The organism is Hymenobacter psoromatis (genome assembly GCF_020012125.1).
GTDB lineage: Bacteria > Bacteroidota > Bacteroidia > Cytophagales > Hymenobacteraceae > Hymenobacter > Hymenobacter psoromatis.
In genome coordinates this window covers 1,480,685-1,500,973 of record NZ_JAIFAG010000001.1, presented here as the reverse complement: position 1 = coordinate 1,500,973, position 20,289 = coordinate 1,480,685, and the positions used below count along the sequence as shown (strand labels likewise).

The 20,289-nt window shown below is 57.8% G+C and carries 17 protein-coding genes; 7 read left to right on the top strand and 10 right to left on the bottom strand.

Translation table 11 applies throughout. From position 1 onward, the window contains the following. Positions 1–54 precede the first annotated feature (54 nt). From LC531_RS06485 to LC531_RS06465, 5 genes are all read right to left on the bottom strand, one after another. On the bottom strand, positions 55–1,404 hold the full coding sequence (locus LC531_RS06485; protein WP_223649500.1) for an outer membrane beta-barrel protein: 1,350 nt from the start codon (positions 1,402–1,404) through the stop codon (positions 55–57). A 79-nt stretch (positions 1,405–1,483) separates the two neighbouring features. After that, the gene (kdpC, locus tag LC531_RS06480; protein WP_223649499.1) at positions 1,484–2,044 is read right to left on the bottom strand and encodes a potassium-transporting ATPase subunit KdpC; all 561 of its coding nucleotides are present in this window, start codon (positions 2,042–2,044) and stop codon (positions 1,484–1,486) included. A gap of 90 nt (positions 2,045–2,134) precedes the next feature. Then, the gene (gene kdpB / locus LC531_RS06475; RefSeq protein WP_223649498.1) at positions 2,135–4,183 is read right to left on the bottom strand and encodes a potassium-transporting ATPase subunit KdpB; all 2,049 of its coding nucleotides are present in this window, start codon (positions 4,181–4,183) and stop codon (positions 2,135–2,137) included. Between the two features lie 203 nt (positions 4,184–4,386). Next, positions 4,387–6,087: a potassium-transporting ATPase subunit KdpA gene (gene kdpA / locus LC531_RS06470; protein WP_223649497.1), complete on the bottom strand. Its 1,701-nt coding sequence runs from the start codon at positions 6,085–6,087 to the stop codon at positions 4,387–4,389. A 93-nt stretch (positions 6,088–6,180) separates the two neighbouring features. Then, a complete protein-coding gene (locus LC531_RS06465) occupies positions 6,181–6,303 on the bottom strand; it encodes a potassium-transporting ATPase subunit F (protein WP_223649496.1) in 123 nt (40 codons plus the stop codon). Positions 6,304–6,686: 383 nt separating this feature from the next. Between LC531_RS06465 and LC531_RS06460 the strand changes: the two genes are divergently transcribed. Next, complete coding sequence (locus LC531_RS06460; protein ID WP_223649495.1) at positions 6,687–6,998, top strand: hypothetical protein; 312 nt, start codon at positions 6,687–6,689, stop codon at positions 6,996–6,998. A 30-nt stretch (positions 6,999–7,028) separates the two neighbouring features. Here LC531_RS06460 and LC531_RS06455 read toward each other — a convergent pair whose 3' ends face one another. Continuing rightward, positions 7,029–8,399 (bottom strand): sigma-54-dependent transcriptional regulator, encoded by a 1,371-nt coding sequence (locus LC531_RS06455; RefSeq protein ID WP_223649494.1) that lies wholly within the window; start codon positions 8,397–8,399, stop codon positions 7,029–7,031. Positions 8,400–8,559: 160 nt separating this feature from the next. Here LC531_RS06455 and LC531_RS06450 point away from each other — a divergent pair, with 160 nt between their 5' ends. Next, positions 8,560–10,467, top strand: a complete 1,908-nt coding sequence (locus LC531_RS06450) for an ABC-F family ATP-binding cassette domain-containing protein (RefSeq protein WP_223649493.1) — start codon at positions 8,560–8,562, stop codon at positions 10,465–10,467. A 346-nt stretch (positions 10,468–10,813) separates the two neighbouring features. Here LC531_RS06450 and LC531_RS06445 read toward each other — a convergent pair whose 3' ends face one another. From LC531_RS06445 to LC531_RS06435, 3 genes are all read right to left on the bottom strand, one after another. Next, on the bottom strand, positions 10,814–11,368 hold the full coding sequence (locus LC531_RS06445) for an SMI1/KNR4 family protein (protein WP_223649492.1): 555 nt from the start codon (positions 11,366–11,368) through the stop codon (positions 10,814–10,816). 150 nt (positions 11,369–11,518) lie between these two features. Continuing rightward, a complete protein-coding gene (locus LC531_RS06440) occupies positions 11,519–12,421 on the bottom strand; it encodes an alpha/beta hydrolase (RefSeq protein ID WP_223649491.1) in 903 nt (300 codons plus the stop codon). A 370-nt stretch (positions 12,422–12,791) separates the two neighbouring features. Further along, positions 12,792–13,883, bottom strand: a complete 1,092-nt coding sequence (locus LC531_RS06435; RefSeq protein WP_223649490.1) for an acyltransferase family protein — start codon at positions 13,881–13,883, stop codon at positions 12,792–12,794. A gap of 124 nt (positions 13,884–14,007) precedes the next feature. Here LC531_RS06435 and LC531_RS06430 point away from each other — a divergent pair, with 124 nt between their 5' ends. Both LC531_RS06430 and LC531_RS06425 read left to right on the top strand, forming a co-directional pair. Further along, positions 14,008–15,348 carry a type IX secretion system plug protein gene (locus LC531_RS06430; RefSeq protein ID WP_223649489.1) on the top strand — a complete coding sequence of 447 codons (1,341 nt, stop codon included), beginning with the start codon at positions 14,008–14,010 and terminating at the stop codon, positions 15,346–15,348. A 242-nt stretch (positions 15,349–15,590) separates the two neighbouring features. Further along, positions 15,591–15,839 carry a hypothetical protein gene (locus tag LC531_RS06425; RefSeq protein ID WP_223649488.1) on the top strand — a complete coding sequence of 83 codons (249 nt, stop codon included), beginning with the start codon at positions 15,591–15,593 and terminating at the stop codon, positions 15,837–15,839. A 66-nt stretch (positions 15,840–15,905) separates the two neighbouring features. Here the strand turns inward: LC531_RS06425 and LC531_RS06420 are convergent, their stop codons facing one another. Beyond that, positions 15,906–16,745, bottom strand: coding sequence for a polyphosphate kinase 2 family protein (locus LC531_RS06420; protein WP_223649487.1), 840 nt, complete (start codon positions 16,743–16,745; stop codon positions 15,906–15,908). A 176-nt stretch (positions 16,746–16,921) separates the two neighbouring features. On the opposite strand from LC531_RS06420, the gene LC531_RS06415 reads away from it, so the two are divergent. The 3 genes from LC531_RS06415 to LC531_RS06405 all read left to right on the top strand — a co-directional run bounded on the left by LC531_RS06415 (position 16,922) and on the right by LC531_RS06405 (position 20,065). Next, complete coding sequence (locus LC531_RS06415) at positions 16,922–17,893, top strand: M48 family metalloprotease (RefSeq protein ID WP_223649486.1); 972 nt, start codon at positions 16,922–16,924, stop codon at positions 17,891–17,893. Positions 17,894–17,998: 105 nt separating this feature from the next. Beyond that, positions 17,999–18,823 (top strand): Fpg/Nei family DNA glycosylase, encoded by an 825-nt coding sequence (locus LC531_RS06410; RefSeq protein WP_223649485.1) that lies wholly within the window; start codon positions 17,999–18,001, stop codon positions 18,821–18,823. A 162-nt stretch (positions 18,824–18,985) separates the two neighbouring features. After that, complete coding sequence (locus tag LC531_RS06405) at positions 18,986–20,065, top strand: 2Fe-2S iron-sulfur cluster-binding protein (protein WP_223649484.1); 1,080 nt, start codon at positions 18,986–18,988, stop codon at positions 20,063–20,065. The last annotated feature ends 224 nt before the right edge of the window (positions 20,066–20,289 follow it).

The window sequence follows — 20,289 nt, the reverse complement described above, 5'->3', positions numbered from 1 at the left end:
TTGATAAAGAATCGGCCGAGCCGGTAGCGGTGTCGACTACGCCAAAAAACAGCCTCAGAAGCGAATAACCGCGTCCGCCGCGACCTGAAACTGGTCGCGCTTCAGGCCATTGTCGTAGGGCGTGGCCCCGGCGGCGTAGGCCCGCTCGTAGCGCACTTCGGGCCGAATGCGTAGCAGCGAGTTAAAGGTGTGTACCAAGCCGATGGTATGGCTGGAATACGAAGTGGCGTAGCTGGTGCGGTTGCCCTGAGGGTCCATCAGCAGGTCGTTGCGGATGGAAAGGTAGTCTTTCGCGCCCAGCAGCACCTGGAAGTAGTTAACGGCCCCCACGGCGTGCGCGAGGCCGGGCGTGAAGGCACCAGCGCCGGTGTTTTCATAGAAGCGCTGGCCCGGCCCGTCGATGACGGTGCCGCCCATCAAGGAGTTGAACTGCCAGAGGTAATAGCCTTCGGTCATCATGTGCACGGTGCCGTTGAAGCGGTGGCCCCAGGTGGCCACGGCCATCTGCAGGTTATCGTGGTTGTTGCTATACTGGCCGCTGCCAACAGAGTTAATGCCGGCATACACCGAGTTGTTGTTGTTGCGCGATACCCAGCGGAACATCGCCAGCCCATTGAGGTGGGCCGAATTGCTCCATAGGGCCACGTCGTTGCCGCCGTGCACGCCCAGCTCAATCTGCCAGTAGGGGCTGAAGCGGATGGTGGCCTGCGCCCCACTAAAGGTGTAGGGGTCCACGGCAAACATGAGCGAGTGCGAGTAGAGATAATTATCAGGAGCCCACTGCGCCTCAATATCGGCCGGCGAGATAAAGCGGCCTACTTTCAGGAGCATTCCCTGCGCTATTTTAGGCAGATAGAGCAGGGCGTACACCTGGGTAGGGTCGTAGCCATAGAGGTTGTTTTTTTTCAGCAGCTGGTCGCTGAAAATTCCCTTGGCGATGGTGTAGCGGTAGTCAATGCCGTAGATATTATCCACCAGAAAGCCCCAGTCGGCGTGGTCGGTCTGCACGGTGTTGGGCTGGCGCTCCATGCGAATAATTACCTGGTCGAGCACCACCCTGTTGGGCACGAGGTTGTAGGCCGTGGGCGCGTTCGAGTTGTGCGAAGTACTCAGGTTACCCCCGATGCTGGCCCAGCCGTAGATTTTGAAGCGGCTTTTGGCCAGGCCCAGCGCCTTTTGCAGGGGGTAGTCGGTACCCTCGCTGGGCAAGCCAATAACGGGCGAGCCGTCCCACTCCGACACTGGATAAGGCCCTAAAATGGGCGATGGCAGGCAACGCCCGTTGGAGCCATCTACGACGGGTAGGCCGCCGTGGTGGGTAGTATCGGCCGGGGCCTGGGCCTGGCTGGCAAGGGGTAGGGCAAGCAGCAAAGCCAGCAAGCCGGTAGGTAAATGTATTTTCATAATAAAAGAGAGTTTCAACAAAAAACCTGCTCATACAAGAAATATGCTTTTATAGCTTCCCGCAGCCCGCCAGCGGGGCTTAGCGGCCCTTTAGCGCGTCCAGAGCCAGGTTCAGAGCCAGCACGTTTACCTTGTCGGGGCCTAAAATCCCCGGCGTGATATGCTGCTGCACCAGGCTGCGCACCTGCTCCGGGGCCAGGCCGCGGGCCCTGGCCACGCGGGGCACCTGCACCAGCGCGCCCTGCGGCGAGAGGTCGGGGTCGAGGCCCGAGCCACTGGCCGTGAGCAGCTCGGCGGGCACGTCGGCGCGGTTTACGCTGGGGTTTTTCAACAAAAACGTATCGAGCCGGGCCTGCACTACTTTCAGATAATCGGGGTTGCTGGGCCCCTTGTTCGAGCCGCCCGAGCCGTCGGCGTGGTAGCTGACCGCCGAGGGCCGCGAATTGAAATACTCAGGCCTGTCGAAGCGCTGGCCCACGTTGGCGAAGCCCACGAGGCGGCCGTTCTGGCGCACCTGCACGCCCTCGCCCCGTCCGGGTGCCAGCTGCGCGGCGGCCCACACCAGGGCCGGGTAAATACCGCAGCATAGCACCATAAGCACAAGGGTCAGGCGCAGGGCGGGGAGGAATTGGGATTTCATGGTTTTACTGGGTAAAACGGAGTAGTACTCCGTTAATCGTTGTTTAACAAGGTGCTACCGGCGCGAACGGGAACGGATTGCCACTCCGTTTTACAAAAACACGCCTACTATCAGGTCAATGATTTTGATACCGATAAAGGGCACTATTACCCCGCCGAGGCCATAAATGAGCAGGTTGCGGCGTAGCAGCGCTGACGCGCCCACGGCCTGGTAGGCCACCCCTTTCAGGGCTAGCGGCACCAGCGCCGGAATGATGAGTGCGTTGAAAATAACGGCGCTCAGAATAGCCGACTGCGGCGACTTCAGGCCCATCACATTGAGCGCGCCCAGGGCCGGAATGGCGACCATGAACAAGGCCGGCACGATGGCAAAGTACTTGGCCACGTCGTTGGCGATGGAGAAGGTAGTGAGCGTGCCGCGCGTCATGAGCAGCTGCTTGCCAATCTCCACTACCTCAATGAGTTTAGTGGGGTCGTTGTCGAGGTCTACCATGTTGCCGGCCTCTTTGGCGGCCTGGGTGCCGGAGTTCATCGCTACCCCCACGTCGGCCTGGGCCAGGGCGGGGGCGTCGTTGGTACCGTCGCCCATCATGGCCACCAGTTTACCGGCCTGCTGCTCGGCGCGGATGTACTTCATCTTATCCTCCGGCTTAGCCTCGGCGATGAAGTCGTCCACGCCGGCTTTTTCGGCGATAAACTTGGCCGTGAGGGGGTTATCGCCAGTCACCATCACGGTTTTGATGCCCATGCGGCGCAGGCGCTCAAAGCGCTCCTGAATGCCGGGCTTGATGATGTCCTGCAACTCGACTACCCCCAGAATGCGGTCGTCCTGGCTCACCACCAGCGGCGTGCCGCCGTTGCTGGCTACCTTGGCTACCTGCTGGGTGGTTTCGCTCGGAAACTCCTGGCCAGCGGCGTTGGCCAAGATGCGAATGGCATCGGAAGCGCCTTTGCGGATGCGCACGCCGCCGGCCAGGGTCACGCCTGAGCTGCGGGTTTCGGCCGTGAACTTGATGGCCTCGCTACCCTGGGCGCGTTGCTGGAGGTCGGCCGCATCTTGGCGGCGCACCTGCTGGGCCAGCTCCACAATGCTCTTACCCTCAGGGGTTTCGTCGTGCAGCGAGCTGAGGGTAGCGGCTTCCACCAGCTCGCGCTCGCTCACGCCGGGCGCGGGCCAGAAGTGGGTCGCCTTGCGGTTGCCGATGGTAATGGTACCCGTTTTATCGAGCAGCAACACGTCGATATCGCCGGCCGTTTCCACGGCTTTGCCACTCTTGGTGATGACGTTGGCCCGCAGGGCGCGGTCCATGCCCGCAATGCCGATGGCCGAGAGCAGCCCGCCGATAGTGGTCGGAATCAGACACACGAACAGCGCAATAAACGAGGCCACCGCAATGGGCGTTTTGGCATAGCGCGAAAAAGGCTCCAGCGTGACGCAGACAATCACGAACACCAGCGTGAAGCCGGCCAGCAGAATGGTAAGGGCAATTTCATTGGGCGTTTTCTGACGCGACGCGCCCTCCACAAGCGCAATCATCTTGTCCAGAAACGACTCGCCGGGGGCCGTGGTCACCAGCACCACGATGCGGTCGGAGAGCACCATCGTGCCGCCCGTGACCGACGATTTATCGCCGCCCGACTCACGGATAACCGGGGCCGACTCGCCGGTAATGGCCGACTCGTCGATGGTGGCCAAGCCCTCGATAATCTCGCCATCGGTGGGGATAATCTCACCGGCCTCCACCACGAACACCTGGCCTTTTTGCAGCTGCGCCGAGTTGACGCTCGTGAACGAGCCGTCGGGCTGGCGCACCTTGGCGGGCGTGTCCTGGCGGGTTTTGCGCAGCGAATCGGCCTGCGCTTTGCCCCGCGCCTCGGCAATAGCCTCGGCGAAGTTGGCAAATAAGAGCGTCATAAACAGCACGATAAATACCGTGAGGTTGTAGCCGAAGCTGCCCTGGCTGGCATCGGGCCGCACGAGCTGGCCAATGGTGACAATGCCCATGACCACGGTGCCCAGCTCCACGGTGAACATTACCGGGTTGCGGAACATGACGCGCGGGTCGAGTTTCACGAAGGCCTGCTTCGTGGCCTCCGCGACGAGCGCGGGTTGAAAGAGGGATTGGGATTGGGTTGCCATTTTAGGGTAGGAAGTCGCCCTCCGCGTTCACCTCACGAGACCCCTCTGGGGCCGGCCCCCTCTCCTGTGGAGAGGGGGAGCCCCAGCGGCGCAGCATACAGTAAGAGTGCAGAGCTTTTAAATAAGTAATCGTCAGGCTTCCCCTCTCCGCAGGAGAGGGGGCCGGCCCCAGAGGGGTCTCGTGAGGTAAGCCGGCCGCGTCGCTAGTACAGCGTGAAGTGCTCGGCCAGTGGGCCCAGCGCCAGGGCCGGGAAGAAAGCCAGCGCGGCGATAATCCAAATCACGAAAAAGACCATGATGCCGAAGGTGCCCGTGTCGGTGCGCAGGGTGCCGGCGCTTTCAGGGATGTATTTTTTGCGGGCCAGCAGGCCGGCAATGGCCACCGGGCCGATGATGGGTAGGAAGCGCGAGAGTAGCAGCACCACGCCGGTCGAGATGTTCCACCAGGGCGTGTTGTCGCCGAGGCCCTCGAAGCCCGAGCCGTTGTTGGCGGCCGAGGAGGTGTACTCGTAGAGCATTTCAGAGAAACCGTGGTAGCCGGGGTTGTTCAGCCAGGCGGCGTACTCGGTGGGGTTGCCGGCGTAGAGGTGGGTAGCCAGCGCCGTGCCAGCCAGTATCAGCAGCGGGTGCAATAGGGCCACAATGATGGCAATCTTCATCTCGCGGGCCTCAATCTTCTTGCCCAGAAACTCGGGCGTGCGCCCCACCATCAGCCCCGAGATAAACACGGCGATGATGACGAACACGAAGAAGTTGAGAAAGCCGACCCCTACCCCCCCGTAAAAGGCGTTAGTCATCATGCCCAGCAGCTCGCACATGCCCGAAATAGGCATGTGGGAGTCGTGCATCGAATTGACCGAGCCGCACGAAATAATGGTGTTGGTGATGCCCCAGTAGGCCGAGGCCGGCGCGCCCAGGCGAATTTCCTTGCCCTCCATCGCGCCCAGCTGCTGGTTGGCCCCCATGTGCGCGATGGCGGGGTTGCCGTGCATCTCATAGTATATAGTGGGGGCCAGCAGCATCAAAAAGCCGACGGTCATCACTCCAAACACCATGTAGGAGAGCCGGGGCCGCCGGATGTAGTAGCCAAAAGCAAACACCAACGCTATCGGAATCAGCACCAGCACGAAGTTCTCCACCATATTGGTAATGTAGGTGGGGTTTTCGAGCGGATGGGCCGAGTTGGCCCCGAAGAAGCCGCCCCCGTTGGTACCCAGCTCTTTAATGGCAATCATGGCGGCGGCCGGGCCGCGGCTCACGGCCGTGCTGTCGCCCTGCACGGTTACGAGGGCCGCTTTGCCCTGCATAGTCATGGGCGAGCCCTGGAACACCAGCACCAGCGCCACGAGGAACGAAATTGGCACCAGCACCCGCGTGATGCTCCGCACGAAGTAGGTGTAAAAATTGCCGAGCTTTTCGGTGCTGCCTTCTTTCAGGGCGTTGAAAACGACCACGCAGGCGGCCATGCCGGTAGCGGCCGACACGAATTGCAGAAACATAATGACCACAATCTGCGAGAGGTACGACAGGCCCGACTCGCCCGAGTAATGCTGCAGGTTGCAGTTTACTAGAAACGAGATGGCCGTGTTAAACGCCAGGTCGGGCGTCATGCTCGGGTTGTGGTCGGGGTTGAGGGGTAGGCTGCCCTGCGTGCACAGCACCAGCAGGGCAAAGAGAAACCATACCAGGTTGATAGCCAGCAGCGCCAGCATGTGCTGCTGCCAGGTCATCTCACGCTCGGGCCGCACTCCGCCGAGGCGGTAGAGCAGCCGCTCCAGCGGCAGCAGGAAGTCGGACCAACTTTTGTCGCCCCGGTAAATAGTGGCCAGGTAGCGGCCAAGCGGCAAAGCCAGCAGCACCGTCGCACCGAAAACGACGAGGATGCCGAGTAGTTCTTTATTCATTAGTAGTAGGGTTCAATGGCCTTAGGGATTAGGGTCTTAGGAGCTTAAATAGTAGCGACATAGAACTTAAGCGCTAATACCTAGAGTCCCAACTTAAAATTTCTCCGGTTTCAGCAGCACGTAACCGAGGTAGCCAAACGTGGCGATGGAGAGCAGCAGCAGGGCAAGCATCATGGCAGCAGTGGGGATAGGGTTAAATGTGGTCGAAAAAGTCAACTGACCAGCGGAAAAGCCAGAAGCCCGCCAGGCCAGCGGCAGTCAGCAGGGGAATCATCAGGGCGGGCGACATTAGTAGAAAGCTTGGCTCGTTCCCAAAAGCGGGGTTGCCCACCACTTGGCAAGCCTTGGCCCCGAATAGCATTTCTTATTATTTTTTTAGCTAAGAAATTGATAGTCAATAGTTAATTTTTACCACCCGGCGGTATTCCAGCGTGGGTAGCCTAAGGAGAGCTAGCGTTTCGCTAGCCTGCGTGTGCGTTTTGCTAGCCCGGTGCCAGGCGGCAAGTGCGCCGGGAACGCGCCTAATGGCCTTTTGGGGCGGTTGGCCCCGCGTTGGCTTGCTACCTGGAGAATTCCCTCTTCAGCTTTACTCCCGCGCTATGCCCGACCTGCTCGCCGAAATAACCCACGCCGCCAAGGCGTACTACGCCCAGACCACCGGTTTTACCCTCACGGCTACCGATTTTTTTGACTGGCTGGCCTCCCTACCCCCCTCCTACCGCGCGACGGTGCAGGCGCACGGCTTCGCTACCAGCCAGGCCGAGCCGGGCTTTCTGCGCTATTGCCTCGAAAACCGCGGCTACGCCATGCGCCTCTTCATGGCCGAGCGGCTGTCGGCCGTCGCCTTCGAGCTCTGGCTGCAACACGGCGAATTCAACGGCGACCTACCCGCCCACAGCGTGAGTCGGTAAGGCCAGCTACCCGTTGTTATTGACCCCTTACTACAACCCGTACTCCTGAATCTTGCGGTACAGCGTCGTGTGCGCAATGCCCAGCACCCGCGCCGCCTCGGCCTTGTTGCCGTTGGCTTCCAGCAAGATGCGCCGAATGTGCTGCATCTCGGCGTTGCGCAGGCTGCGTTCGTCCTCGTGGGCGGGGCCGGGGGCCGGGGCGGCGGCCAGCTGCACTTCGAGGGGTAGGCTGGCTACGTCGAGGGGCTGGCCGGGCGGCGTGAGGATGGCGGCGCGCTCCAGCACGTTGCGCAGCTCGCGCACGTTGCCGGGCCAGGGGTAGGCTTGCAGCAGCTGCAAAGCGGCCGCGGTGGGCACCAGCGCACTGCGCCGCAGCTTACCCGCGAAGTAGGGCAAAAAGCTGGCAACCAGCGCTGGCACATCGGCGCGGCGGGCGCTGAGCGACGGCACCGCCACCACAAACACGGAGAGCCGATAATACAAATCGGGCCGGAAATGCCCTTGCTCGGCCTCTTGCTTGAGGCTGCGGTTGGTGGCAGCCACGATGCGCACGTTGGCACGGGTCGGCCTGGTGTCACCGACTTTGATAAACTCCTGACTTTCCAGCACCCGCAGCAGCTTGGCTTGCAGGTTCAGCTCCAGTTCCCCAATTTCGTCCAGAAACAGCGTGCCGCCGTTAGCTTCTTCTATCAACCCTTTCTTATCGGTCATTGCGCCGGTAAAAGCACCTTTTTTGTAGCCGAATAGCTCGCTTTCCAGCAAATCTTTGGCGAAGGCGCTGCAATTGACGGCCACGAGCGGCTTGTTTTTGCGGGGGCTGGCCTCGTGAATGGCTTGGGCAAACAGCTCCTTGCCCGCGCCGGTGGGGCCTTCGAGCAACACCGTAGCCTCGGTGGGTGCCACCTGGCGGGCCAGGTGCTTGGCCGCTTCCAGGGCCGGCGCGTGGCCGATAATCGTGTCGAAGGTGGCGCGCTGGCCCACTTGTTTTTCCAGCTCGGCCACCCGGCGCTGGAGACGGGCCTTGGTCACGGCGCGGTCCACTACTACCACCAATTGGTCGTCGGAGTCGCCCTTGGTGAGGTAGTCGAAGGCCCCGGCCTTGATAGCGCGCACGCTGTCGGGCACGGTACCGTAGGCAGTCAGCAGCACCACTTCGGCCAGCGGGGCTTTTTGCCGGAAGCGCGGCAGTAGCTCCACGCCGTTGGCGTCGGGCAGCTTTACATCGCAGAGAATGAGGATAATATCGTCGGCGTGCTCGGCCAGCAGGGCCAGGCCGCGGTAGGCATCGGGGGCTTGCAGCACGGCGTAGCCCTCCAGCTCCAGCAGCCGCGCCGTGATGGTGCGCAGGTGATTTTCGTCATCAATCAGCAGAATGGTTTCGGAGGAAGCGGGAGCCGGCATGGCGCAAAGGTCGGCGAGTAAGGCGCAGCTTTCGCTTCGCGCTACGCCCCTGTCGGCCGTACCTTTGCGTTGCCACTCGTGCGCGGGCCGGCGGCTGATTTTCGCCCTACCCCCCGCACTCCGTCTCACCCGCTGTTCAGCGGCCCTACTCGGCTACACCATGATTTCCATTTCTGACCTCGACTTCCATTTCGGCTCGCGCACCCTCTACGACAGCGCCAGCCTGCACATCAAGCCCAAGGATAAGATTGGGTTGGTGGGCCTCAACGGCACTGGCAAGTCCACGCTGTTGCGCCTGCTGGTGGGCGAATACAAGCCTGACGGCGGCTCCATCTCAATGAGCAAAGAGGTAAGCCTAGGCTTCCTGAACCAGGATTTGCTGAGCTACGACACCCACGAGAGCATCCTCCATGTGGCCATGCAGGCGTTTGCCGAGGCGCTCGAATTGCAAAAGAAAATTGACGACATTCTGGTCAAATTCGAGACCGACTATTCCGACGATTTGGTGGATAAGCTCGCCAATTTACAGGAGCGCTTTGAGGCGCTGGGCGGCTACACCATGCAGGCCAAGGCCGAGGAAATATTGGAGGGCTTGGGCTTCAGCACCGACGACTTATCGAAGCCGCTCAAGACCTTTTCGGGGGGCTGGCGGATGCGGGTGATGCTGGCTAAAATTCTGCTGCAACAGCCCTCGCTACTGCTCCTTGACGAGCCCACCAACCACTTGGACCTACCCAGCATCAAGTGGATTGAAACCTACCTGGCCGGCTACGAGGGTGCGGTCATCATCGTGAGCCACGACCGCGAGTTCCTGGATGGCACTACCAACACAACCGTGGAAGTGAGCAGCGGCAAGCTCAATGCCTACGCCGGTAACTACTCCTTCTACCAGGAGGAGAAGGTGTTACGCACCGAGATTCAGCAGGGCGCTTACGATAACCAGCAGGCCGCCATCAAGCAGGCCGAGCGTTTTATTCAGCGCTTCAAAGCCAGCGCCAGCAAGGCCAAGCAGGCGCAGAGCCGCATCAAGGCGCTCGATAAACTGGACCGCATTGATGCCGTAGCGCCGGACGCGGCGAAGGTAAATTTCAAGTTCAACTTCACGCAGCAGCCCGGCCGCCACATCCTGCGCATGGAGCACGTGGGCAAGCAGTACGGCGAGAAGCTGATTTTTCGCGATACGAACGTGCACATCGAGCGGGGCGATAAAATCGCGCTCATTGGGGCCAATGGCAAGGGTAAGAGCACGCTCATGCGCTTGGTAGCCGGGGCCGAAGCGCCCACCGCCGGCAAGCATCAGCTGGGCCACAACGTCATAATGGCCTTCTACGCCCAGCACCAGCTCGAAAGCCTGAGCGTGGACAACGAGATTATTCAGGAGATGAACGAGGCGGGCTCCCGGCGCAACGAAATGGAGCTGCGCGGCGTGCTGGGCTCGTTTTTGTTCACGGGCGACGACGTGTACAAGAAAATCAAGGTGCTGAGCGGTGGTGAGAAAAGCCGCGTGGCCCTGGCCAAAACCCTGATTTCAGAGGCCAACTTCCTGCTGCTTGACGAACCGACCAACCACTTGGATATGCAGTCGGTCAACATTCTCATTCAGGCCCTGGAGCAGTACGAGGGCACGTTTATTGTCATCAGCCACGACCGCTACTTCGTGGAGAACGTAGCCACCAAAATCTGGTACATCGAGGATTTCCAGCTCAAGGAATACCCCGGCACCTACCACGAATACGAGCAGTGGCAGGACGAGCGCACCAAAGCCGCCAAGCTCAACGGCTCCGCCGCCCCTACCCCCAAGGCCGCGCCGAAGCCCGAACAGAAAGCTGATGCTACCCCCGCCAAAACGTCCTCGCCCGACCAGAAAAAGGCCCTGCGCGAACTAGCCGACGTGGAAGCCAGCATCGACAAGCTGGAAAAAGAGTTGGCCACCTACGAAAAGCAGCTGGCCGACCCCAAGATTTACCAAAATGCCGCGCAGCTCAAAGACGCGACGGTGAAATTCGAGCAGGTCAAAAAAGAGTTGGCCCGCCAGAACGACCGCTGGGAAATGCTGGCCGAAATGTAGAAAAACAACTAATGAGGAAGGCCTCACCGGAAGCAAGTCGCTTCTGGTGAGGCTTTTTTATGCAGAGGAGTCTGAGTAGCCAATAGCCCACCAAATGCCTGCTAGCCAGAGCCAGGCAGCAGCGCGTAGCCGGTATCCCCGCCGGGTAATTTGAACATGGTTTTTACCCCGGTTACCCACAGTTCGCCAGCGGCAAGCTGCTCTGTTATCTGCAGAATCATTAATTCCAGACTACGGACATATACTCCTTCATAGTGCCAAATAGCTCGTAGCTTCTCCCACGCTTACTCATTGATAAATAAGTCGACGTTCTGGCAGAACGAGTATCGGAGATATGGTTTTTAAGTTATTCAACAGTGAATTCTTGGGGATAACCGTCTATATTTTCAATTTGAAAATATTCATCAAATTCCTGCTTCTGCTTAGTATTATAGAAGTAATTTATTTTAGAAATAAATGCTTCCAGATTCGGCGCAATAATATTTCTGTCATTATCAGCGTGCCAAAATTCAAGTAGCTGTCCCTGCTGTCCCGTGAAGATTCCACCTAGGTCATAGCAGATATAGTCACCGCCACCATTGTGGAAAATTGGTATCCATTTTTCGTTCCACCAATTCTCAACTTCAAAATCGTACCCAATCATCGAAGTATTTTCCGCTGCTATCGCAAGCGCTTGTTCTAGTGGAATAAACATTGAGTTGTTCACAAACGACTCATAGCAATCAGATACCTGGCCATTTTTCCACTTGTAGAGTGCACTCAAATCACTAGGGATTTGCATTTTATACTTTTCCTCTAAACTATTAATTTCACTCTCAGCCAGGGGTTGTTGGAGACTTACGTAGAATTCTGGTCTTAAAGTAGATAATTTCTCATTTAGTTCTTTGATATTTTCTTTCATACTTATATAGGTAATTTCGTTTTTTATCATCATTACTAACATCTAAATTACCACTATTGTGCGACACGGCAAGTAGTAGTAACTCGTTCATAATTACGCATTTTAACAAGCGGACATCAGATGCGCGTGACGGCAAGGTAATACTCAACGCTATTTTTTGTCCAGAAACTTAAATATCTCCACGTAAGCGTCTTTTAACTCACTGGAATTGGGGCTATGAAGACCTTGAGGCAGAAAAAAAACTTCGTTCTTTTTCTTATCCTCGTTGAGCAGCCCCACGAATTTCTCAAAGGTTTCGGGCGGAACCTGGTCGTCTTTACCACCGTGCCAGATAAAGAATGGCGGGTCATTTTTATCAAAGTAAGTTATCGGTTCATACTTTCGAATATATTCTTTGGGTGCATAATCGGTAGTTGCTGGGAAAAGTGCGAAGCCAATTTCCTTCATAATGGGGACCTCGTTGCTCATAAAAACCTTTTCTACTACGTCTAATCCATCAACCGGGCCGGAAAAGTTGATAACCCCGGCAATCTTAATTCCTGCGGCCAGCTTGTTGGGATAAGTCGGGTCGTTGGCCGTAACTGCCACCATGCTGGCGATGTGTGCACCGGCCGAAAAGCCAGTAAGAACTACCCGTTCTAAATTCAGGTGGTACGTAGCGTTGTGCACTTTCAAAAAATTTAGGGCATATGTTAAATCTTCCGTGGCGATGGGAATCCCGCGTTTAATTCGGTAGTTCAGGTTGACTACATTCATCCCCTTTTTCAGATATGGCTGAATGTATCGTTCCTCACGCGACTTATCGCTGATATAATAGCCCCCGCCGTGTAAAAAAATGATGGTGTAATTTTTATTTTTTAATTTCTTTACATTTTCTGCAAGGTAAATATCCATATCCTGCTCCGCATCAACGCCATACGATACGTCTTTTGTTACTTTGTATGTAGTCTGTATTTGCTCAGTAGTTTCATCAGCTAGCGAAGCCAGTTTAACGGAGCATGAAATACATATTATCGAAACAAGCAGACTGAGAAGAAAAGCTTTTTTGTTCATAATAGGAAGGTATTGACGCAAGTTGTTAACTAGGAGAAGTGCTTGCCACGCGAGCAAGAGCAGAAGTAGTAGACATTTTTATCTGATACGCAGATTAGCGAGAGGAGGTGCGCATTTTTGCCGGGCGCGCTATCATACTAATCTTACATAGGCTCAACAATTGAATAACTTTATGTAATAATTATTTCTATGCAGTTAACCTACTAGAGCATAGCGCTAGATAACTTGCGCACGCTAGCTGCTAAGCCCTTCGTGCTTATAAAGAGCGCGCAGGGGCTATCAAGCAGCAGGGCTTTCCGCAATTTAGTTTCAATGAAGCTTTGGCGTAAGAGATGAGAATCATTGAGGTAGCGCATAATATTACTTAAAGCTAGGGGTTTTCGCTTTTTTTTAAATATCTCTTCAAGTAAGCACGAATTGGCACGTCTAAAAACTTCAATCCTGAGTACGCCAGCATAATTAAAAGGACCGCCGCTATTAGGATAATGAGTGTCATTTGGTTCAAACTAGGCTTATTTTTCTCTACGTAGCTCAAAAATATCCATAAAAAGGGGTAGTGAATCATGTAGAGTGGGTAGGAAATTTCTCCTGAAAAGCGACAGATGGCTTGGAGCGGTGCGGCCGCACTGGCTCCCGCGCCCAAGGCAACCAGAAAGGGGAAATAAAAAAGTACGATGAGAGAGTCGGCTAGCCAGTTTGTCTTAGTTGAGTAGGGAATCAGAAAGGCGATAAATAATAAAAAGCCAAGTGAAATAAAACCTAGCCGCGACTTAACAATCCAGTTGGAACGGTAGATGAGCATCCCGATAGGAAAGGAATATAAAATTCGGATGCCACCACCCCAAAAATTATCTTTGCCCCAGCCTACCCCCAAGTAGGTAACATGATGAGCTTCGTAACATAGCAGAAGTGCTGCGCAAGAGACTATTAGCCACAGTAGCTTATTAGATAGTTTGAATAAAATCAGCACGTAAAAAATATTGGCAATATATTCCCAGAATAGCGACCAGGTTGGCGGGTTGAGATGAAAAAGATTAGCAGAGCGTTGCAGTACTACCGGATAGGGAATCAATAGGCAGGAAGCCATGAACATCGTTACCAGCTGACTAGCGCTATACTTGGCGGCCAGGTTGCTATAAGGGTCAAGCAAGAAGAATATTAATCCTAAAACTGAACCAATAATAACGAGTGGATGCAGACGAATAAGCCTCAATTTGCAAAATTCCACCATTCCCATTGCATTTATTCGATTATCGTAGGCGTAAGCAATTACGAACCCGGATAAGCAAAAGAAAAAATCAACTGCGAGGTAGCCATGCGCGATAAAATTGTGCGTATAATCGGGAATGGCGAATTCCATAAAATGAAAAATGACGACGGCTACGGCCGCCACTCCCCGGAGACCATCCAATAATTCAAAGTGCTGCTTGGTTTTTAGCGGCTGCGTGGTACTTAATGCCATGCTAGTTTGGAGAATGCCGCAGTAGCGACCGACTTAATTGGCTTCGGCGTGAAATTACTAGGTTTCCTTTTCGGGTGAGGTACGGGCAGGGGCTAGACCAAGAGGCCGGCCGTACTTTCGCCCCATGCGCTTTCGCCTTCTCTCCTACCCCCTGGTGCTGCTCGCGGCGGCCTGCGTGCCGCTGGGCACGCCCATTACCAACCCCAACGTGCCGGTGAGCCAGCAGAAACCGGCCGAATACTACGCAGAGCGCACCCTGCGCTACCAGGACTACATCTATGACCCCAGCGTGCACAGCGTGCAGTGCTACGTGCCGACGGCGCAGGTCAACGATATTTTCCTACCCCCCATTGTGCCCCTGACCCAAGAGCAGCCCGTGACGCTGGAGTTTGACGTGCTGGGCGAGCAGGCCCCACGCCTCACGGCTAAGCTCGTGCACTGCGACCTGAGCTGGACGCCCTCGCAGCTGATTGATACGCAGTTTCTGGACCAGATAAACGAGTTTACGCTCACCAATTACCAGACTTCGGTTAATACCAAGGTGCCGTACTACCATTATACCTTGCAGGTACCGCGCGTGAAGCTCAGCGGCAACTACCTGCTGGTAGTGCAGAACCAGGCCGGCGCGCCGCTGCTCTCGCGCCGAATGCTGGTGTATGAGAACCAGGTTATTGCGCAATTACAGCCCGGTATTCTGGCCGGCGGCCTGGATGCGCGCTACGCTTACCAACAGCTCAATTTCAGCATCAATTATAGCGCCGTGGACCTGGTTAACCCGGCCGCCGAGGTAAAGGTGGTGCTGCGCCAAAACTACCGCTGGGACAATGCCCACTACAACCTGACTCCCACCTTCGTGCGCGATGCCGAGCGCGTGCTCCAATACCAGTATATCAACTATGAAAACGCCTTTCCGGGTCTGAGCGAGTACCGCTACTTCGATATGCGCTCCTTGCAGGCCGGCGGCCTGGGCGTGGCGCGGCTGCTGCGCCAGGGTACCCCTACCCAGGTCGAATTAGTACCCGAAGCAACCCGCAACGGCCTGGCCTACAACCAGTACGTGGATGCCAACGGCCAGCGCGTGTTTCAGAACCGCGAGTACGGCAACGGGGCCTACAATGCCGACTACGCCGAGGTTACGTTTAATTTGCAGGCCCCGCGGCCCGCGCTGGGCCCGGTCTACGTGTTCGGGGCGCTCAGCGACTGGCAGCTCAAGGACGAGTTCCGGCTGACATACGACTCGGTGCGGGCGGCTTACACGGGCCACGCGCTGCTTAAGCAGGGCTACTATAACTACGACTATGCGGTAGCCCCCGCGCGGGCCGGCGTCGCGCCCGATGAGATTTTCTTCGAAGGCACCCACCAGGAAACCGAGAATCAATACGACCTGCTGGTGTACTACCGCCCACCCGGCGTGCGCACCGACCTGCTCATCGCCTACCAGCGCCTCGACCTGAATCAGCGCTAAGCCTCACCCCTACCCCCCTTCACCGTGCCGGGTGGTCCGCAATCCGGGCCACCCGTTTTTGCGTAGTTAAGGCAAACAAAACTAACAGCTGTTAGCCAGCATTTTTAGTATATTCAGCTTCGCCCTAATTAATCGAAAAATCATCGTGCTAACGAAGCGGAGAGGCCAAAATTGTGTAGGTTTAGGCCTTATTTTTATTCCCAATATTTTTAGCTTTTCGCGTTTTCTTCGTATCTTTGACTATGCGTAAGACTCAGCTTCCTACCCCCCCGCCCGTGCAGCAGTTTGCCCGCTGCGTTGATGATACGGCCCGCCCCGCCGGCTTCGTCGGCGACTGGCCTACTGCCGGCCGCGTGTATCCGGTGCGCATGCTGCCCCACGCCCGCACTGGCCGGCAGCAGGTGCAAGTGCTAGGTTTTTACGCTGAGCGTCCCTACGGCGCGTTTGCCGCCCACCGCTTCGAGCCAGTAGCCACGGTGTGGATGAATTAGTAATGCGTATATTTAAGAGTAATTAACTAAGAACGTCATGCTTCCTTCGTCAGCATGACGTTCTTTTCACTTAATCACCTGCGCGGCTACGTCGAAGGTGGCGGCAGGGGGCTGGGGGTTCATGTCGGCCAGGGCAGCGACTACGATTTCGGCAATAGCCAGGTCGCGGGCGCGCTTACTGTTGGCCGGGATGATGTACCAAGGGCTGTCGAGGGTAGAGGTGGCGGCCAGGGCTTCTTGGTAGGCCACTTGGTAGCTATCCCAGAGGGAGCGCTCCTTGAGGTCGGCGGGCTCAAATTTCCAGCGCTTCTTGGGGTCGTCGAGGCGGGCTTGCAGACGCTTGGCTTGTTCTTCCTTCGAGATGTAGAGGAAGAATTTGATGACGCGGGTACCGCTACGGGTTAGTAATTGCTCAAAGTTGATGATGTCCTGATAGTGTTGCTGCCAGGTAATGGGCTGGATGAGGCCGTGCACCCGCGTGATGAGCACATCCTCGTAGTGCGAGCGGTTGAAGACCCCGATGCGGCCTTTGCCCGGCGTGTGCTGGTGAATGCGCCACAGAAAATCGTGGTCCAGCTCTTCGGCACTGGGCTGCTTGAAAGCCGCCACCTCAATACCGGCCGGGTTTACGCCTGTGAGCAGCACCCGAATGGTGCCGTCCTTGCCACCGGTGTCCATTGCCTGAAACACGAGTAAGAGGCTACGCCGGTGCTCGGCGTGGAGATTCACTTGGTAGTCGCTGAGTTGCTTGCGCAGTTCGCGCTGGCGCTCAAGCAGTTTTTTTTTGTGGCGGGAAAATGGCTCGGTATTACTCGGGTCAATGTCGGCGAGGCGAAACGGGATGCCGGGCTGCACGCGCACGGCGGGCGTGGCTGGGTCGGTGGCCAAGTGGGCGGTAGTAGTCATGAATGAAGGAAAAGGGCGGGGTAGCGGCGGCCACTGTTGGCCACCCATTCGTTAAACGAAAAAGGTCGACTGTAACGTTGTCTTTTTGATAGATTCCTGAAACCCGTTTGCCATTGCTTTGCTGTGCTCGCAATGGCAAACGGGTTTCAGCCCCTAATTACCAACCAAGCATCGCTATGCCCATTCTCCCCCGCGTTTTTCGCCGGCTGGCGGTAGCCGCCGGCCTGCCGGCCCTGTTGCTACTAGTGGCGGCCCCAGCCAGCCAGGCGCAGGCCCCTACCCCCACCGACGTGCCCGCCAGCCAGGCGGCCGGTATTATCCGCGAAATCACCGATGCGGTGGGTCTGCAGCCGCGCTTTGAGCTGCGCGCCACCACGCAGGTGGATAATGCGGCGGCCGTGGTGTATGATGGCCGACGCTATTTGCTCTATAATCCGCAGTTTCTGGCGGCCGTGAACCAGGCGGGCCACACCGACTGGGCGGGCATCAGTATTCTGGCCCATGAGATGGGCCACCACCTCAACGGCCACACGCTGCGCGGCGGCGGCTCGCAGCCGCAGGACGAGCTGGAAGCCGACGAGTTTTCGGGCTTCGTGCTGCGGCGGCTGGGGGCTAGCCTGGCCCAGGCCCAGGCCGCGCTAGCGGCCGTCGCGCCCGAGGCAGGCTCGGCCAGCCACCCCGGTCGCGCGCCGCGCCTGGCGGCCATCAGCCAGGGCTGGGGCCGTGCCAACGACCAAATAGTGGCCAGCAGCCGGGCCGGCAGCGCACAGCCTTCGGCCCAGCCTATTGCCCTGGCCCCTACCCCCCGCCCCGCGGCCGATGAGGCTGCCCAAAGTGATACCCACGCCCCATTAGCCCGCAACGCCAGCGCTGCGCCTGTGCGACTGGTGGGCCAACTCACGTTTCGCGCCAGCCCCGACGTGCCGTATTACCTCACCAGCGCCCTGAACGTGGTGCGCCTGACTGACGAAAGCAGTGCTGATGACGAGGCCGTGCGCGAGGCCCAGGTGGTGGGCCGCCTGCGCCGCACCGGTAACGCTAATTTCCCGTTCGTGCTCGAAGATGGCCGCCAGCACCAGCTTTTCGTAACGCCCGGCGGCGACGTGTATGACCAAGCCGGCCAGCGCGTGGCTAAGCTACACGAGTAATTTTTCAACTATTCGTTATTAGTCGTTTTAGCGGCACCCATACTGGACGTATGCTGTTAGAACGGCTGATAACGGATGATTGATAACTGATAACTGTAAAACAGGATGCCCGAGTTACCTGAGGTCGAAACCTACCGCCGCTTTATTGAGGAAGTAGCGGTGGGCCAGACAATTATCGGCCTGGAGGTGCGCGATGCGCACGTGCTGGCCGTGCCCGAAGCCGAGCTGCGCGCCGGCGTGGTGGGCCGCTGCATCACCGGCACCGGCCGGCTGGGCAAAAACTGCTTTGTAGAGCTGGACAACGGCCGGCTGCTGGTGCTGCACTTCGGCATGACCGGCGACATTGGGGCTTACCGCGACGCGCCCGATGCGCCCCGCTTCACGCGCGTGGCCTGGCAACTGGCCGACTCGGGCCTGAGCCTGGCCTTCATTGACCCGCGTAAATTCGGGCGCATTCGGCTGGCGGAGAGTGTAGAAGCTTACCAAAAAGCCAAGAAGCTGGGGCCCGACGCGCTGCAAATAGCGGCCGCCGAGCTGCACCAGAAGCTCAGCCGCCGCCGGGTGTTTGTGAAGCCGCTGCTGCTGGACCAGGGCCTCACGGCCGGCCTCGGCAACTGGATTGTGGACGAGGTGCTGTTTCAGGCCAAAATCCATCCTGAGCGGCCGGGCAATTCGCTTTTGGAGAAGGAAACCACGGCGCTGCACGGGGCTATTCAGCTGGTGCTCACCACGGCCATCCGGCACGAGGCCAATTACCGACTCTTTCCGAAGTCGTTTCTCATCCATGCCCGCGAGTGGGACGAGTCGGCTACCCCCGGCTCCGACGCGCACACGTTTTGCCCCCGCCATCCGAAGACGCTGATTGAGAAATTTTACGTGGGCGGCCGCGCTACGTACATCTGCCCCAAGTGCCAGCCCGCGCCGAAGTAATTTTGAAGCTGTTTTGATGCTTGTTAGAACGTCATGCTGACGAAGGAAGCATCTCTACTGAGTGAGTAGTCCTAACGCTTGGAATTACTTATGCGGTAGAGATGCTTCCTTCGTCAGCATGACGTTCAATGTTAGTTGTATTCCTACCTCCCTACCCCACCCATGAGCCGCTTTCACCCTTTAAAAATAAAAAGCATTACCCGCGAAACGGCCGACTGCGTGTCGCTGGCCTTTGAGGTGCCGATGGAGCTGCGCGAGACATTTCGCTACGAGCCGGGGCAGTACCTGACCCTGCGGCGCGAGCACGCGGGCGAGGAGCTACGCCGTAGCTACTCGCTGTGCAGCAGCCCGTTGGAGGACGAGTGGCGGGTGGCCATCAAACAGGTGCCGGGCGGGCGCTTCTCGACGCTGGCCGTGGCTGAGGGCCTGCGGGCGGGCGACATGCTGGACGTGCTGCCGCCGCAGGGCCGCTTCGTGGTGCGGCTGCACCCGGCGCAGGCCCGGCGCTACGCGCTGTTTGCGGCCGGCAGCGGCATCACGCCCATCCTGAGCATTGCCAAAACGATATTGCTGACCGAGCCGGGCAGCCGCGTGTACCTGGTGTACGGCAACCGGGGGCGCAACTCCATTATTTTCAAGGAACAGCTGGAGGGCCTGAAAAACAGGTTTTTGGAGCGCCTGAGCGTGCTACACGTGCTGAGCCGCGAGCAGGGCGAGAGTGACCTGCTGTTTGGCCGCCTGGATTACGCCAAAGCCACCGAGATTCTGCAAAAAGCGCTGCCTACCCCCAGCCTCGACGAGTGCTTCATCTGCGGGCCGGAGGAGATGATTCACGGCGTGCGCCTGGCCCTGGCCGAGGCTGGCGTAGCGGAGGAGCACGTTCATTTTGAGCTGTTTACCGCCGCTGCCAGCCAGACGCAGAAGCAAGCCCCTACTCCCCGCCCGGCGGGCGAAGACGACCAGAAAAGCCAGGTAAGCCTGCACCTCGACGGCCGCAGCTACTCCATGCCCATGTCCTTTTATGGCGACACAGTGCTCGATGCGGCCCTGGCCGCCGGCATCGACGCCCCGTATTCGTGCAAGAATGGCATGTGCAGCACCTGCCGCGCCCGCGTCACGGCCGGCACCGCCGCGATGGATGTCAACTACTCGCTTTCCGAGCGCGAAATAGCGCAGGGCTACGTGCTCACGTGCCAGGCCCGGCCCACCGCGCCCGCCGTAACGGTCGATTTTGACGCCTAATGCTGAGGCCAGTAGCGCAAAGTTTCTACTTCAAGCGTGCGCGCCGGGTAGTGCCGACTGCCCGCTGCGCTCGCACGCGAAGTGGAAACTTCGCGCTACTGGCCGCTGGCTTTTTACTTTTAATGCCGGATGAAAAATCCAAGCTGGCCGTAAGCATCGCGAAACTGGCTGAGTGTAGCCGCCACCCGGCATTTATCCGTACTGGCTGCTTACCTCAACCATTG

Excerpts from the sequence above, each read along its gene's own strand:
- LC531_RS06485 (WP_223649500.1), bottom strand. The coding sequence starts at position 1,404 with ATGAAAATACATTTACCTACCGGCTTGCTGGCTTTGCTGCTTGCCCTA.
- kdpC (WP_223649499.1), bottom strand. The coding sequence starts at position 2,044 with ATGAAATCCCAATTCCTCCCCGCCCTGCGCCTGACCCTTGTGCTTATG.
- kdpB (WP_223649498.1), bottom strand. The coding sequence starts at position 4,183 with ATGGCAACCCAATCCCAATCCCTCTTTCAACCCGCGCTCGTCGCGGAG.
- kdpA (WP_223649497.1), bottom strand. The coding sequence starts at position 6,087 with ATGAATAAAGAACTACTCGGCATCCTCGTCGTTTTCGGTGCGACGGTG.
- LC531_RS06460 (WP_223649495.1), top strand. The coding sequence starts at position 6,687 with ATGCCCGACCTGCTCGCCGAAATAACCCACGCCGCCAAGGCGTACTAC.
- LC531_RS06455 (WP_223649494.1), bottom strand. The coding sequence starts at position 8,399 with ATGCCGGCTCCCGCTTCCTCCGAAACCATTCTGCTGATTGATGACGAA.
- LC531_RS06450 (WP_223649493.1), top strand. The coding sequence starts at position 8,560 with ATGATTTCCATTTCTGACCTCGACTTCCATTTCGGCTCGCGCACCCTC.
- LC531_RS06445 (WP_223649492.1), bottom strand. The coding sequence starts at position 11,368 with ATGAAAGAAAATATCAAAGAACTAAATGAGAAATTATCTACTTTAAGA.
- LC531_RS06440 (WP_223649491.1), bottom strand. The coding sequence starts at position 12,421 with ATGAACAAAAAAGCTTTTCTTCTCAGTCTGCTTGTTTCGATAATATGT.
- LC531_RS06435 (WP_223649490.1), bottom strand. The coding sequence starts at position 13,883 with ATGGCATTAAGTACCACGCAGCCGCTAAAAACCAAGCAGCACTTTGAA.
- LC531_RS06430 (WP_223649489.1), top strand. The coding sequence starts at position 14,008 with ATGCGCTTTCGCCTTCTCTCCTACCCCCTGGTGCTGCTCGCGGCGGCC.
- LC531_RS06425 (WP_223649488.1), top strand. The coding sequence starts at position 15,591 with ATGCGTAAGACTCAGCTTCCTACCCCCCCGCCCGTGCAGCAGTTTGCC.
- LC531_RS06420 (WP_223649487.1), bottom strand. The coding sequence starts at position 16,745 with ATGACTACTACCGCCCACTTGGCCACCGACCCAGCCACGCCCGCCGTG.
- LC531_RS06415 (WP_223649486.1), top strand. The coding sequence starts at position 16,922 with ATGCCCATTCTCCCCCGCGTTTTTCGCCGGCTGGCGGTAGCCGCCGGC.
- LC531_RS06410 (WP_223649485.1), top strand. The coding sequence starts at position 17,999 with ATGCCCGAGTTACCTGAGGTCGAAACCTACCGCCGCTTTATTGAGGAA.
- LC531_RS06405 (WP_223649484.1), top strand. The coding sequence starts at position 18,986 with ATGAGCCGCTTTCACCCTTTAAAAATAAAAAGCATTACCCGCGAAACG.